Here is a 13,888-nt window from a genome sequence, read left to right as displayed (position 1 = left end):
TTGTGCAAGACTCTGCAAGCTCTTGCCGCCACTTTCTTGAGGGAGCGCGATGACGCAGCAGCCCGCGCCGGGCCGTCCGCCGAGCCGTCCAACCGGCCGTGCACGGCGCCCGATCGGTGTGCAAGGCGGCGGCCGACAGGTACAGTCCACCCCTGTGACCACACGGCTTGCCGACATCGCCGCCCAGGCGGGGGTGAGCGAAGCGACCGTCAGCCGCGTCCTCAACGGGAAGCCGGGCGTCGCCGCCACCACCCGCCAGTCCGTACTCGCCGCGCTCGACGTGCTGGGCTACGAGCGGCCCGTGCGGCTGCGACAGCGCAGCGAGGGCCTGGTGGGCCTGATCACGCCGGAGCTGGAGAACCCGATATTCCCTGCGCTGGCCCAGGTCATCGGCCAGGCGCTGACCCGCCAGGGCTACACGCCGGTCCTCGCCACCCAGACCCCGGGCGGCTCCACCGAGGACGAGCTGACCGAGATGCTGGTCGACCGCGGGGTCGCCGGCATCATCTACGTCTCGGGGCTGCACGCCGACACCACCGCCGACATGCAGCGCTACGAGCGGCTGCGCGCGCAGGGCGTGCCGTTCGTCCTGGTCGACGGCTTCTCGTCGAAGGTGCAGGCGCCGTTCATCTCCCCCGACGACCGGGCCGCGATGAGCCTGGCGGTCACGCACCTCGTCTCGCTCGGTCACACGCGTATCGGGCTGGCCCTCGGGCCGAAGCGGTTCGTGCCGGTGCAGCGCAAGATCGAGGGGTTCGTCCGCACCCTCCAGGACCAGCTCGGCCTCGGCGCCGAGACCGTGGAGAAGGAGCTGGTCCAGCACTCGCTCTACACCCTGGAGGGCGGCCAGGCGGCGGCCACCGCGCTCATCGACCGCGACTGCACTGCGGTGGTCTGCGCCAGCGACATGATGGCGCTGGGCGCGATACGCGCGGCGCGGCAGCGCGGCCTGGACGTGCCCAAGGACATCTCGGTCGTCGGCTTCGACGACTCGCCGCTGATCGCGTTCACCGACCCGCCGCTGACGACCGTCCGCAAACCGGTCCCGGCGATGGGGCAGGCGGCGGTACGCACGCTGCTCGAGGAGATCGGCGGAACCCCCGCGCCGCACAGTGAGTTCGTGTTCATGCCGGAGCTGGTGGTACGCGGCTCGACGGCGTCGGCACCGGGCGAGCGCAAGCGCTCCTGAACCTCCCTCCGGCCGGCGGATGCGGGCCGCGGCAGACGGGAGGATGATCGGTACAAGAGGGCTTTTCTGGCAGACTTGATGCCTATGGGTGACGCGACCGTGACGACTCGGGAACGCCTGCAGGACCGCGTTCCGCACCCCGTCACCGAGCGGACGGGGCGGGGCCCTCTGCGTCGGCTCCGGGCCCGGTTCCGGGCCCGGCTTCGTGCCCCGCGCCGGCCACGTCTGTGGTTCGAGATCCTGCTGATCGGGCTCAGTTACTGGACGTACTCCCTGGTCCGCAACGCGGTACCGGAACAGCGGGCGGCGGCGCTGCGCAACGCCGACTGGATCTGGCGCGTCGAGCAGCAACTCGGCATCGCCGTGGAGGAGTCGGTCAACCACGCCGTGAACTCGGTGACCTGGCTCGTCGTCGGCATGAACTACTACTACGCCACGCTGCACTTCGTGGTGACGCTGGGTGTGCTGGTGTGGCTCTACCGCAGCCATCCCGGCCGCTACGCCGCGACCCGGCTCGTCCTCTTCGCCACCACCGGCGTCGCCCTGGTCGGCTACTACCTGTATCCGCTGGCCCCGCCCCGGCTGATGAACGGCGGGCACTTCGTCGACACGGTGATGGTGCACCAGACGTGGGGTTCGATGGCGTCCGGGGACCTGAAGAACATGTCCAACCAGTACGCGGCGATGCCGTCGATGCACATCGGCTGGTCCGTGTGGTGCGGGCTGACGATCTTCGCGCTGGCGTCGGTGCCGTGGGTGCGGGTGCTGGGTCTGGTGTACCCGGCGCTCACGCTGGTGGTGATCGTGGCGACCGCCAACCACTTCTGGCTGGACGCGGTGGGGGGCCTGATGTGCCTGGCGTTCGGGTACGGCGTGGCTCTGCTCTGGTACGGCCGCCTGCCGTACGCGTTGCCCCGGGTGGTGCCGGGCGCTGCGCGGCGGAGGGTGCGGTTGCCCGGGCGGGCGTAGGCGTTGGGCCCACCCGGGCGTCGGCATCCGGCCCGCAGGCTGAGATTGCCCGCAGGCTGGGGTTGCCCGCAGGCTGCGACTACGCGTAGAACAGCTCCTCCACCACCGCCCGGGCCCTGCGGGCCGTGCGGCGGTACTCGTCGAGCATGTCGCCCGCGTGGCCGGGGCCGTGGCCCAGGTAGCGGCCCACGGCCGCCAGCTCGCGCGGATCGCTGGGGAAGGTGTCGGCGGCGCGGCCGCGGACCAGCATCACGGCGTTGCGGACGCGTGTCGCCAGGACCCAGGCCTCGTCGAGGGTCTCGGTGTGCTCCTCGGAGATGAGGCCGGCGTCGCGTGCGGCGGCCAGGGCCGCGCGCGTCCGGGTGGTCCGCAGCCCGGCCTCCGCGTGACCGTGCCGCAACTGGAGCAGTTGCACGGTCCACTCCACGTCGGAGAGGCCGCCGGGACCCAGTTTGGCGTGCAGCTTGGGGTCCGCCCCGCGCGGCATCCGCTCGGACTCCATCCGGGCCTTGAGCCGCCGGATCTCCCGTACGGCGTCCTCGCCGAGCCCGTCCGCCGGGTACCGCAGCGGATCGACCAGCTCGATGAACCGCCGCCCCAGGTCCTGGTCACCGGCGACGAACTCGGCCCGCAGCAGCGCGTGCGACTCCCACCCGAGCGACCAGCGCCGGTAGTAGGCCTCGTACGACTTCAGGGTGCGCACCAGCGGCCCCGACCTGCCCTCGGGCCGCAGGTCGGCGTCGATGAGCAGCGGCGGGTCGGCGCTGGACACCTGGAGCAGGCGCCGCATCTCGGAGACGACCTTGTTGGCGGCGTCCCCCGCCTCCCGCTCGCCCACCCCGTCGCGGGGCTCGTGCACGAACAGCACGTCGGCGTCCGAGCCGTAGCCGAGCTCGTGTCCGCCGAAGCGGCCCATGCCGATGACCGCGAACCGGGTCGGCAGGGTGTCGCCCCACTTCTCCCGCACGACCGCCCGCAGCGTCCCGGCCAGCGTCGCCGCCGTCAGGTCGGACACCGCGCCGCCGACCAGGTCCACCAGGGCGCCCTGGTCGGCCTCGACGGGCTGCGCCTCGGTGCCGTAGGAGCCGACGATGTCCGCGGCGGCCGTACGGAACAGCTCCCGGCGCCGTACGCCGCGTGCCGCGGTGACCGCCTGTTCGGCGCCGTCGGCGCGACGGACCGCGGCGAGTATCTCCTGCTCGAGCTGGACCCGTCCGCGTGGCGCCAGTCCCCCGGCGACGCCGTCCCCGAGCAGGGCGACGGCCTCGGGGGCCCGCATCAGGAGGTCGGGGGCGAGCCGCCCGGCGGAGAGCACGCGGGCCAGGTTCTCGGCCGCGGCGCCCTCGTCCCGCAGCAGCCTGAGGTACCAGGGGGTCTTGCCGAGCGCGTCGGAGACCTTGCGGAAGCCCAGCAGCCCGGCGTCCGGGTCGGCGGAGTCGGCGAACCAGCCGAGCAGCACGGGCAGCAGGGTGCGCTGGATGGCCGCCTTGCGGGTGACACCGGACGCCAGCGCCTCCAGGTGGCGGAGCGCGGCGGCCGGGTCGGCGTACCCGAGGGCGACCAGCCGCTCCCGCGCCGCCTCGGGGCTCAGCCGGACCTCGCCGGGCGCGAGCTGGGCGACGGCGTCGAGCAGCGGCCGGTAGAAGAGCTTCTCGTGAAGCCGGCGTACGACGGAGGAGTGCCGCTTCCACGCGCGCAGCAGCCCGGTGACCGGGTCGGTGCGCATGCCCAGGGAGCGTCCCATGCGGCGCAGGTCGGCCTCGTCCTCGGGCACGAGGTGGGTGCGGCGCAGCCGGTGCAACTGGATGCGATGCTCCATGGAGCGCAGGAAGCGGTACGCCTCGTCGAGCTGGGCGGCGTCGGCGCGGCCGACGTAGCCGCCGGTGGCGAGGGCGTCGAGCGCGTCCAGCGTCGTGCCGCTGTGCAGGGAGGTGTCCGCCCGCCCGTGCACGAGCTGGAGGAGCTGCACGGCGAACTCGACGTCCCTGAGGCCGCCGGGGCCCAGCTTGAGCTGCCGGTCCACCTCGGCGACGGGGATGTTCTCCACCACCCGGCGGCGCATCTTCTGCACGTCCGGGACGAAGTTCTCGCGGTCGGCGACCTGCCACACCAGGGGCTGGAGGGCGGCGACGTACTCGGCGCCGAGGCCGGGGTCGCCGGCCACCGGACGGGCCTTGAGCAGCGCCTGGAACTCCCAGGTCTTGGCCCAGCGCTGGTAGTAGGCGACGTGGCTGCTGAGGGTGCGCACCAGCGGGCCGTTGCGGCCCTCGGGGCGGAGGTTGGCGTCGACGGGCCAGATGGAGCCCTCGACGGTCGTCTCGGAGCAGATCCGCATCATGTGCGAGGCGAGCGAGGTCGCGGCCCGCAGCGCCTTGGTCTCGTCGGCGTCGTGGCTCCCGGCCGTGCCTTCCGCGGACTCGGCCACGAAGATGACGTCGACGTCGGAGACGTAGTTCAGCTCGTGGCCGCCGCACTTGCCCATCGCGATCACCGCCAGCCGGCACCTCGCCGCGTCCTCGGGTGCGGCGGCCTCGGCGAGGGCCAGGGCGGCGCGCAGGGTCGCGGTGGCGAGGTCGGCCAGCTCGGCGGCGGTCTCGGCGACGTCGATGGTGCCGCACACGTCACGGGCGGCGATGGACAGCAGGCAGCGCCGGTAGGCGACGCGCAGGGACACCGGGTCGGTGGCCTCGGCCAGCCCCCGCTCGAACTCCTCGACGCCGGGGTGCAGGTCCCGCGGCTCGTACGTCACCAGGGCCTGCCAGTCGCCGGAGTGCCGGGCGAGGTGGTCGGCGAGCGCCTCGGAGGCGCCGAGCACACCGAGGAGGCGGTCGCGCAGCGGCTTGGCCGCTATCAGGGTGTCCAGCAGCTCTTGGCGGGCGGTGGGGGCGGGCTGCGCCTCCAGGAGCCGCACCAGTCCGAACAGGGCGAGGTCCGGGTCGGCGGTGGCGCCCAGCGCCTCCAGCAGGACGGGGTCGGCGCGCAGCTCGGCCAGCTCCACGCCGTCCAGCATCCGTTCGGCGGCCGAGGGATCGGTGAAACCGTGCCGCAGCAGCCGCGTGAAGGTACTGCTCCTGCGCCCCGGCGCCGTCATCTCGGCCTCCTGTCCGGACCTGTGGGATCAAGGTCTACGGCCTGAGCGTAACCGGGGAGCCGCGCGCGGGCGCCGGGGCGTACCGGTCCCGGCCTCAGTCCGGGCTTCAGTCCCGGTCTCATTCCCGGTCTCCGGTGGACCGCTCCAGAGTCGTACGATATCTTGTACAAGCCGAGGAAGGGAGGCACTGGTATGTCCATCACCGCCAGCGAAGCCCGACAGAACCTGTTCCCGCTGATAGAGCAGGTCAACGAGGACCACGCCCCGGTGCACATCACCTCCCGCAAGGGAAACGCCGTGCTCATGTCCGAGGAGGACTTCACGGCGTGGACGGAGACGGTGCATCTCCTGCGCTCGCCGAGGAACGCCCGCCGTCTGCTCGACTCCATCGCGGAGGCCGAGGCGGGCGAGGCGAGGCGGCGCGAGCTGATCGATCCGGACGCGGAGCGCGCGTGAGAATCACTTTCACGTCCCACGGCTGGGAGGACTACGTCCACTGGGCCGAGAGCGACCGGAAGGTGACCAAGCGGATCAACAGACTGATCACCGACATCACCCGTGACCCGTTCAAGGGCATCGGCAAGCCGGAGCCCCTCAAGGGCGACCTGTCGGGCTACTGGTCACGGCGCATCGACGACACGCACCGTCTTGTGTACAAGCCCGCCGACGGCGTACTGGTCATCGTGCAGGCCCGCTATCACTACTGACGAAGGAGTCATGCCATGGACTTCACCCTCGAAGTGATCCCGCTGCCCGTCACCGACATCGACCGGGCGCGGGACTTCTACCGCGACAAGGTCGGCTTCCACGTCGACATCGACCAGGAGGTCATGCCGGGGATGCGGATCGTCCAGCTCACGCCTCCGGGCTCCGGCTGTTCGATCGCCCTCGGCGAGGCCATCTGGGACATGGCGCAGGGCCAGACCCGGCCGGAATCCGGTGCGTACCAGGGCCTCCAGCTCTGCGTCGCCGACATCAAGGCGGCCCACGCGGAGCTGACCGCGCGCGGCCTGGAGGTCTCGGAGCCGGTCCAGTACGCGCCGGACGACGGCGCCACCTTCATGTACTTCAAGGACCCGGACGGCAACGGCTGGGCGATCCAGGAGTACCGGCGCCGCGAGGCGGAGCCGCTGCACAAGGCGCTGGCGGACCTGAAGCGGTAGCGCTAGCCGTCCCCTCCGGGGCGCCCGCCGCCGCCTCAGCCGGTCTCCCGCCAGCGGTTGGTGACCGGCAGGCGGCGGTCCTTGCCGAAGCCCTTGGCCGAGATCTTGGTGCCAGGCGGGTACTGCCGCCGTTTGTACTCTGCGGTGTCGACCATGCGCAGCGTCTTCGTCACCAGCTCCCGGTCGTACCCGGCGGCCACGATCTCGTCCGCGCCCCGGTCCCGGTCGACGTACAGGGCGAGGATCGCGTCGAGCACCGGGTAGTCCGGCAGCGAGTCCGTGTCGACCTGGCCGGGCCGCAGTTCGGCGCTCGGCGGCTTGGTGATCGAGTTCTCGGGGATCGGCGGGGTCCGGCCCCGGTCCAGAGCCGCGCGGTTGCGCCATTCGGCGAGGCGGAAGACGGAGGTCTTGTACACGTCCTTGATGGGCCCGTACGCGCCCACCGAGTCGCCGTACAGCGTCGAGTACCCGACCGCCAGCTCCGACTTGTTGCCGGGCGCCAGCACGAGGTGGCCCTCCTGGTTGGAGATCGCCATCAGCAGCGTCCCGCGCAGCCGTGACTGGAGGTTCTCCTCGGCGAGGCCGGTCAGGTCCAGCGCGCCCATGTACGCGTCGAACATCGGCTCGATGGCCACGGTGCGGTAGTTCAGTCCGGTGCGCCGGGCCATCTCGGCCGCGTCGTCCTTGGAGTGCTCGGAGGAGTACTTGGACGGCATGGAGACGCCGTACACGTGCTGCGCGCCGAGCGCGTCGCAGGCGATGGCCGCGACCAGCGCGGAGTCGATGCCGCCGGAGAGGCCGACCAGCACGGAGCGGAAGCCGTTCTTCGCGACGTACGCGCGCAGTCCGACGACCAGGGCCGAGTAGACCTCCTCGTCGTCGTCCAGCGGCTCGGCGTGCCCGCCGGACAGCGCGGGCCCGTCGCCGGGCACCGACTCCCCGGACACCGACTCCCCGGACACGGATTCCCCGGGCACGGATTCCCCGGGCACCGGCTCCTCGGACAGCACCACCCGGTCGATGCGCAGCCCGTCGTCCACCACGCCCGTGGGCGCCTGCGCCCAGGCCTCGGCGGCGGGCAGGTCGAGGTCCAGCACCACGCAGCCCTCGGAGAACTGCGGCGCCCGCGCCACGACCTTCCCGTCCCGGTCGACCACGATCGAGTCGCCGTCGAAGACCAACTCGTCCTGCCCGCCGACCATCGCGAGGTAGGCGGTCGTGCACCCGGCCTCCTGCGCCCGCCTGCGCACCAGCTCCAGCCGGGTGTCGTCCTTGTCGCGCTCGTACGGGGAGGCGTTGACGGAGAGCAGGAGTCCGGCCCGGGCCGAGCGGGCGGCGGGCACCCGGCCGCCGTCCTGCCACAGGTCCTCGCAGATGGCCAGCGCCACGTCGACCCCGCGCACGCGTACGACGGGCATGGTGTCGCCGGGCACGAAGTAGCGGAACTCGTCGAAGACGCCGTAGTTCGGCAGGTGGTGCTTGGCGAAGCTCAGCGCCACCTCGCCGCCGTACAGCACGGCCGCCGAGTTCTGCGGGGCGCCGGCCGGCTGGCCGTACCTCGGCCGGTCGGTCGCCGAGCGGTCGAGGTAACCGACGACCACCGGCACCCCGCCCAGGCCCTCCTCGGCGAGCCGCGCCGCGAGCGTGCGCAGAGCGGCTCGGGACGCCTCCACGAAGGACGACCTGAGGGCCAGGTCCTCGACGGGATACCCGGTCAGCATCATCTCGGGGAACGCCACCAGGTGGGCCCCCTGCCCGGCGGAGTGCCGGGTCCAGCGGAGGACCGACTCGGCGTTCTCGTCGATGTCGCCGACGGTGGAGTCGATCTGGTTCAGGGCGAGTCGTAGTCGAGGCACGCGGCCAGTGTAATCGTCAGAACGACGCAATGGGGTGACACACCGATTGCCACCTCATGTCCGACCGCTCACGTCGGGCCGCTCACGTCCGACCGCTTCCGTCCGACCGCTCAGGCCCGCGGCTTCGCGCCCCGCTCGGCCAGCAGGTCGGCCATCAGCCGGATCTCCGACTCCTGCGACTCGACCATGCCCCGGGCCAGCCGCTTCTCCACGCCGACCGAGCACTTCTCGGCGCACCCCTTGGCCATGTGGACGCCGCCCTTGTGGTGCTCGGTCATCAGCTTGAGGTAGTAGACCTCGGCCTGCCTGCCGTTCAGCGTCCCGAGCTTCTCCATCTCCGCGTCGGTGGCCATCCCCGGCATCAGCGAGCCCTCACCGGCGGAGGGCGCGCCGCCCATGCCCATCCAGGTCATGGGCGGGTCGGACGACACCTTCGGCAGCGCCCACAGGTCGAGCCAGCCGATCATCATGCCGCGCTGGTTGGCCTGGGTCTGCGCGATGTCGTACGCGAGCCGCCGCACCTCCTCGTCGTCGGTGCGGTCGCGCACGATGTACGACATCTCCACGGCCTGCTGGTGGTGGACCGACATGTCGCGGGCGAACCCGGCGTCCGCGGAGTCGGCGGCCGGGACCCGGCTGCCGCCGTCGTCCCCGGCGACCGCGTAGGTGATCCCGCCGGCCCCGACGAGCACAGCGGCCGTGGCCCCCGCGATCCAGCCGGCCCGTTTCGGGGTCACTCGGACAGCCCGTTGGTGCACGCGGCCCCCGGCTCGGGGGTCTGCTCGCCCTGGACGAACTTCTCGAAGAACTTGTCCACGTTCGGGTCGTCGGCGCCGGTCACCGTGCGCTGGTGGCCCCAGGCGGACAGCATGATCGGGTCCTTCTGCTTGTCGTCGGGGCTCATCAGCGAGTACGGCGTCTTCTTGACCTTGGCAGCCAGCTTCTCGACGTCGGCCTTCGGCGCCTTGTCGGTGTACGTCACCCAGACGGCGCCGTGCTCGAGCGAGTGCACGGCGTTCTCGTTGTTCAGCGGCTCGGTGTAGACGTCGCCGTTGCAGTTCATCCAGACCTGGTTGTGGTCGCCGCCGACCGGGGGCTCGACCGGGTAGGTCACCTCCTTGGTGACGTGGTTGCGCCCCAGGTCGCCCTTCCAGGTCCGCACCCCGTCCTCGCCGGTGACGAACTTGCCGGAGGTCTTGCCGTCGGACGCCGTGTCGTCGGCGGAGTCGTCGGACTGCGACCGGACGAGGAAGACGCCGCCGACGACGAGACCGGCGACGACCACGGTGCTGACCGCGATCACGAGGATCCGGTTCCGGCGCTCGCGGGACTCCTCGGCACGCCGCATCTCGGCTATGCGGGCCTGTCGCGCGCCGTTGCTGCTCTTCTTGGCGGAACCCATGGGGTATTGCCCTTCTGGGAAGTATTCGGGAGACGGAGGAGCGTGAGGTCCGCTGATCGTAATGGCGCGGGGCCGGTCCTTCGTAGGGCGGGCACCGGATCCGTCCCGCCCGGATCCCAGGAATGGCCCGATCGAACAGGTGGCCTCTACGCTGCGGTCACGGGGTGGGTCGGCCGACCGGGGTCCGCAACGCGTACGTAACGGCGCTGTGGTGTGATGCTCGGGTGCAGGGCGGCCTCCCGCCGTACCGGAGACAGGCGGTCTGACCAGCAAGGATGGGGAAGCTGAAGATGGACAAGCAGCAGGAGTTCGTGATCCGGACGCTGGAGGAGCGCGACATCCGGTTCGTACGCCTGTGGTTCACGGACGTTCTGGGCTTCCTCAAGTCCGTCGCCGTGGCCCCGGCCGAGCTGGAGCAGGCCTTCGACGAGGGCATCGGCTTCGACGGCTCGGCGATCGAGGGCTTCGCCCGGGTCTACGAGTCCGACATGATCGCCAAGCCGGACCCGTCGAGCTTCCAGGTGCTGCCCTGGCGCGCGGAGGCCCCCGGCACGGCCCGCATGTTCTGCGACATCCTCATGCCGGACGGCTCGCCGTCCTTCGCGGACCCGCGCTACGTCCTCAAGCGCGCCCTGGCCCGCACCTCCGACCTGGGCTTCACCTTCTACACCCACCCGGAGATCGAGTTCTTCCTGCTGAAGGACAAGCCGGTCGACGGCACGATCCCCACCCCCGCCGACAACTCCGGCTACTTCGACCACACCCCGCAGAACATCGGCATGGACTTCCGCCGCCAGGCGATCACCATGCTGGAGTCGATGGGCATCTCGGTGGAGTTCTCCCACCACGAGGGCGCCCCCGGCCAGCAGGAGATCGACCTGCGCTACGCGGACGCGCTCTCCACCGCCGACAACATCATGACCTTCCGCCTGGTCATGAAGCAGGTCGCGCTGGAGCAGGGCCTCCAGGCCACCTTCATGCCGAAGCCGTTCTCCGAATATCCCGGCTCGGGCATGCACTCCCACCTCTCCCTCTTCGAGGGCGACCGCAACGCGTTCTACGAGTCCGGCGCCGAGTACCAGCTCTCGAAGGTCGGCCGCTCCTTCATCGCGGGCCTGCTGCGGCACGCGGCGGAGATCTCGGCGGTCACCAACCAGTGGGTGAACAGCTACAAGCGCATCTGGGGCGGCAGCGAGCGCACGGCCGGAGCGGGCGGCGAGGCCCCCTCCTACATCTGCTGGGGCCACAACAACCGCTCCGCCCTGGTCCGCGTCCCCATGTACAAGCCCGGCAAGACCGGCTCGGCCCGCGTGGAGGTCCGCTCCATCGACTCCGGCGCCAACCCGTACCTCACCTACGCCGTCCTGCTGGCCGCCGGCCTCAAGGGCATCGAGGAGGGCTACGAACTCCCGCCGGGCGCCGAGGACGACGTCTGGGCCCTCTCCGACGGGGAACGCCGCGCCCTGGGCATCGAGCCCCTCCCCCAGAACCTCGGCGAGGCCCTCGCCCTGATGGAACGCAGCGACCTGGTCGCCGAGACCCTCGGCGAACACGTCTTCGACTTCTTCCTCCGCAACAAGCGCCAGGAGTGGGAGGAGTACCGCTCCCAGGTGACGGCGTTCGAGCTGCGGAAGTCGCTGCCGGTGCTGTAGGCACAGGCCAGAGGGCAGAGTCTTGGTGTGCACCGTCCTGGCGGGGGGGTAGGGCCGCCCCTGCCGGCGGCGCGAGCCGCGGACGGGTCTTACCGCATCCCGGTGCCGGAACGATGCTTCGACCACGGCCGCCACGACGGTCCGGCTCAGGCCACCACTGGACGGTTCGACATCACCGGGCGCACAACCGGTCCAATGCCGACTGGCTCTCATCGTCCGCGGCGCGGTAGATCACCAACCGCTGGTCCGGATCCTGAAGTGGCGTGAGCGTTTCGAAGTGCAACGCGATCACACCGATGTCCGGATGCCGCATCACCTTGCGCCCGCGGCCCTTGACCCTGGCGTCTCGCTCGGTCCACAGTCGCGCGAATTCCTCGTCACGAGTGAATTCGGCGATAAGATCCGTCAACGCCTGGTCCTCCGGATGCGCGGCCCACGCAGTGCGCAGGTGGGCAACCCCGTCCCGCACGACGCTTTCGCGGTCGACATAGAACTCGCGTATCTGCGGATGCATCAGGCACAGCCACATCGAATTGCGCTGAGCGGCAGGGTGTCGAAATCCAGGAGCAGGCTCGCCATTTCGCTGTTCCAGGCCAGGATGTCGTAGCGGTGGTTCATCAGCATGGACGGCAACGGCGACAGGTCGGTGACCAGCCGGGCCAACGGCGGCGCCGCGGTGGTGGCGAGCTTGTCGGCGTTACGGGGGCGCTGCTGGGCCAGGTCGAAAAGGTAGGCGCGTTCGTCGGGTGCCAGGCGCAGTGCCCGGGCCAGCGCCTCCACCACGTCCCCTGAGGGCCGCAGCCCGCGGGCTTGTTCCAGCCGCACGATGTAGTCGATGCTGACCCCGGCCAGTTCAGCGACCTCTTCGCGGCGCAGTCCCGGGGTCCGCCGGGCCTGCCGACGCGACGGCAGGCCGAAGTCCTGTGGGTCCAGACGTTCCCTTATCCGCGGCTCGCCGCGGTCACAGACTTGTGCCCGACAACGGATCACAAGCATAGGAGAACGCGATGTCGCTCACCCTCGACACTTACCGGCTACTGGGCCGCTCCGGGCTGCGGGTCTCACCGCTGGCGCTGGGCGCGGCGACCTTCGGCACCGACTGGGGCTGGGGCGCCGAACCGGACGAGGCACGCAAGCTGTTCGAACTCTACGTCGAGCGCGGCGGCAACTTCATCGACACCGCCGTCTCGTACACCAATGGCAGCTCCGAGCGTCTGCTGGGCGAATTCGCCCGCGACAACCGCGAAAGCCTGGTGCTGGCGACGAAATACTCGACGCTGCGTCGGCCCGGCGATCCGAATTCTGGGGGCGCGCACCGCAAGAACCTGTTCGCGTCGGTGGAGTCCAGTCTGCGACGGCTGAACACGGACTACATCGATCTGCTCTACTTGCACGTGTGGGACGACACGACGTCGGTCGACGAGATTCTGCGAGGTATGCAGGATCTGGTCCGGCAGGGCAAGGTCCTTTACCTGGCTATCTGCAGCACCCCGGCCTGGCAGGTGTCGCGCATGCAGGCGATCGCCAACCTGCGCGGCTGGTCGCCGCTGGTCGCGCTGCAAATGGAGTACAACCTGATCGAACGCACCGGGGAACGTGACCTGATCCCCATGGCACGCCGGATGGGGCTGGGTGTGGTCCCGTTCTCACCGCTGGCCGGCGGGGTGCTCACCGGCAAGTACAGCCGCGACGACCTGGTCGCGTCGAAGGCCGGAGCCGACGGCAGCCGCAAGAGCGCCAACATCGCCTTGGGCACGGTCACCGAGCGCAACCTCGGCATCGCCGATGTCGTGAAGGAGGTCGCCGCGGACCTGGGCCACACTCCGGCCCAGGTCGGGCTGGCCTGGGCCCTGCAGAAGCCGGGCGTGACGGCACCGATCATCGGCGCCCGCACCCCCGCACAGCTCGAGGACAATCTGGGCGCCCTGGCGGTCGACCTCAGCGCCTCCCAGCGGGCCCGCCTCGACGAGGCCGGCGCGATCGATCTCGGATTCCCGCACGCCATGCTCGCCGGCGAGCACATCCGCGCGGTGACCCGCGGCGATCTGAAGATCGAAACCCGCCGCTGACGTGTGCCGCGTCCGGCCCTGCGCATCGCCCAGAGCGAGACACTGCTCAGCCTCACGACAATGATCCGGTCATTTACGCGGCCGCGACCCGGGCTGACCTGTCGGCGTGGGTCGACCACCTCAACGCCCTCGGCGTCGAGAACTCCGGCGTACTGCGCGGCATCATCGGTTGGGTCCTGGTCTTTCGTGACCCCGACGGACTGGGTGCCGAGTACCGGTCCAGGAGAACCCGTGAATCTCCACAGCATTCATCGCCCGGTCGCACGGGCGGGTCGCGGTGGAGGCCCACCGGACGGGCTGCGCGCGTCGCGGCGCCGAACAACCCCGCGCCCCGGGGGATGGCGTGAAGGTCTGGACGCTTTCCCTGACCGCATTCACACATTGGTGAACCCGGCGCCGCCGGGAGCAATAGTCAAGAGTTGTGGATGGGTTGGATTTGCAGCTCAGTTGTTGCCCGGCTGCGCGAGGTTCGTTCTGGCGGCGTTGCGGATCCGCTT

The 13,888-nt window shown here is 70.7% G+C and carries 11 protein-coding genes and 1 pseudogene; 7 read left to right on the top strand and 5 right to left on the bottom strand.

The window, feature by feature from the left end; translation table 11 throughout:
* Window positions 1-154: 154 nt before the first annotated feature.
* The gene (locus KUM40_RS11185; RefSeq protein ID WP_217165638.1) at window positions 155-1,189 is read left to right on the top strand and encodes a LacI family DNA-binding transcriptional regulator; all 1,035 of its coding nucleotides are present in this window, start codon (window positions 155-157) and stop codon (window positions 1,187-1,189) included.
* A gap of 84 nt (window positions 1,190-1,273) precedes the next feature.
* Entirely contained in the window at window positions 1,274-2,158 is an 885-nt protein-coding gene (locus tag KUM40_RS11180) for a phosphatase PAP2 family protein (protein WP_374227365.1), read from the top strand.
* A 79-nt stretch (window positions 2,159-2,237) separates the two neighbouring features.
* On the opposite strand, the gene KUM40_RS11175 is transcribed toward KUM40_RS11180, so the two are convergent.
* Window positions 2,238-5,249, bottom strand: coding sequence for a bifunctional [glutamine synthetase] adenylyltransferase/[glutamine synthetase]-adenylyl-L-tyrosine phosphorylase (locus KUM40_RS11175; protein WP_217165636.1), 3,012 nt, complete (start codon window positions 5,247-5,249; stop codon window positions 2,238-2,240).
* Between the two features lie 192 nt (window positions 5,250-5,441).
* Between KUM40_RS11175 and KUM40_RS11170 the strand changes: the two genes are divergently transcribed.
* From KUM40_RS11170 to KUM40_RS11160, 3 genes are read left to right on the top strand one after another with little or no spacing between them, the layout of a single operon-like run.
* Window positions 5,442-5,705 (top strand): type II toxin-antitoxin system Phd/YefM family antitoxin, encoded by a 264-nt coding sequence (locus tag KUM40_RS11170; RefSeq protein ID WP_217165635.1) that lies wholly within the window; start codon window positions 5,442-5,444, stop codon window positions 5,703-5,705.
* Window positions 5,702-5,956, top strand: coding sequence for a Txe/YoeB family addiction module toxin (locus KUM40_RS11165; protein ID WP_216720198.1), 255 nt, complete (start codon window positions 5,702-5,704; stop codon window positions 5,954-5,956). The genes KUM40_RS11170 and KUM40_RS11165 overlap by 4 nt, the downstream gene beginning before the upstream one ends.
* Before the next feature lie 15 nt (window positions 5,957-5,971).
* Entirely contained in the window at window positions 5,972-6,412 is a 441-nt protein-coding gene (locus KUM40_RS11160) for a VOC family protein (protein WP_217165634.1), read from the top strand.
* Between the two features lie 35 nt (window positions 6,413-6,447).
* On the opposite strand, the gene KUM40_RS11155 is transcribed toward KUM40_RS11160, so the two are convergent.
* The 3 genes from KUM40_RS11155 to KUM40_RS11145 form a co-directional block, all read right to left on the bottom strand.
* Entirely contained in the window at window positions 6,448-8,268 is a 1,821-nt protein-coding gene (locus tag KUM40_RS11155; RefSeq protein WP_217165633.1) for an NAD+ synthase, read from the bottom strand.
* Between the two features lie 110 nt (window positions 8,269-8,378).
* Complete coding sequence (locus tag KUM40_RS11150) at window positions 8,379-9,005, bottom strand: DUF305 domain-containing protein (RefSeq protein ID WP_217165632.1); 627 nt, start codon at window positions 9,003-9,005, stop codon at window positions 8,379-8,381.
* Window positions 9,002-9,670: a DUF3105 domain-containing protein gene (locus KUM40_RS11145; protein WP_217165631.1), complete on the bottom strand. Its 669-nt coding sequence runs from the start codon at window positions 9,668-9,670 to the stop codon at window positions 9,002-9,004. Before KUM40_RS11145 ends, KUM40_RS11150 begins: the two co-directional genes overlap by 4 nt.
* A gap of 290 nt (window positions 9,671-9,960) precedes the next feature.
* Here KUM40_RS11145 and glnA point away from each other — a divergent pair, with 290 nt between their 5' ends.
* Complete coding sequence (gene glnA, locus KUM40_RS11140; protein ID WP_217165762.1) at window positions 9,961-11,322, top strand: type I glutamate--ammonia ligase; 1,362 nt, start codon at window positions 9,961-9,963, stop codon at window positions 11,320-11,322.
* Window positions 11,323-11,494: 172 nt separating this feature from the next.
* Here the strand turns inward: glnA and KUM40_RS11135 are convergent.
* Window positions 11,495-12,318 (bottom strand): annotated as a pseudogene (locus tag KUM40_RS11135) (helix-turn-helix transcriptional regulator).
* An 11-nt stretch (window positions 12,319-12,329) separates the two neighbouring features.
* Here KUM40_RS11135 and KUM40_RS11130 point away from each other — a divergent pair.
* Window positions 12,330-13,391, top strand: coding sequence for an aldo/keto reductase (locus tag KUM40_RS11130; protein ID WP_217165630.1), 1,062 nt, complete (start codon window positions 12,330-12,332; stop codon window positions 13,389-13,391).
* Window positions 13,392-13,888 lie beyond the last annotated feature (497 nt).

The sequence above is a fragment of the Streptomyces sp. AC512_CC834 genome, assembly GCF_019049325.1.
GTDB lineage: Bacteria > Actinomycetota > Actinomycetes > Streptomycetales > Streptomycetaceae > Streptomyces.
Note: the sequence above shows the minus strand (reverse complement) of the source record. Positions and strands in the feature narration are given on the sequence as shown.

Coding starts and splice junctions, on each gene's coding strand:
- KUM40_RS11180 (WP_374227365.1), top strand. CDS start 1,274: ATGGGTGACGCGACCGTGACGACTCGGGAACGCCTGCAGGACCGCGTT.
- KUM40_RS11175 (WP_217165636.1), bottom strand. CDS start 5,249: ATGACGGCGCCGGGGCGCAGGAGCAGTACCTTCACGCGGCTGCTGCGG.
- KUM40_RS11170 (WP_217165635.1), top strand. CDS start 5,442: ATGTCCATCACCGCCAGCGAAGCCCGACAGAACCTGTTCCCGCTGATA.
- KUM40_RS11160 (WP_217165634.1), top strand. CDS start 5,972: ATGGACTTCACCCTCGAAGTGATCCCGCTGCCCGTCACCGACATCGAC.
- KUM40_RS11145 (WP_217165631.1), bottom strand. CDS start 9,670: ATGGGTTCCGCCAAGAAGAGCAGCAACGGCGCGCGACAGGCCCGCATA.
- glnA (WP_217165762.1), top strand. CDS start 9,961: ATGGACAAGCAGCAGGAGTTCGTGATCCGGACGCTGGAGGAGCGCGAC.
- KUM40_RS11130 (WP_217165630.1), top strand. CDS start 12,330: ATGTCGCTCACCCTCGACACTTACCGGCTACTGGGCCGCTCCGGGCTG.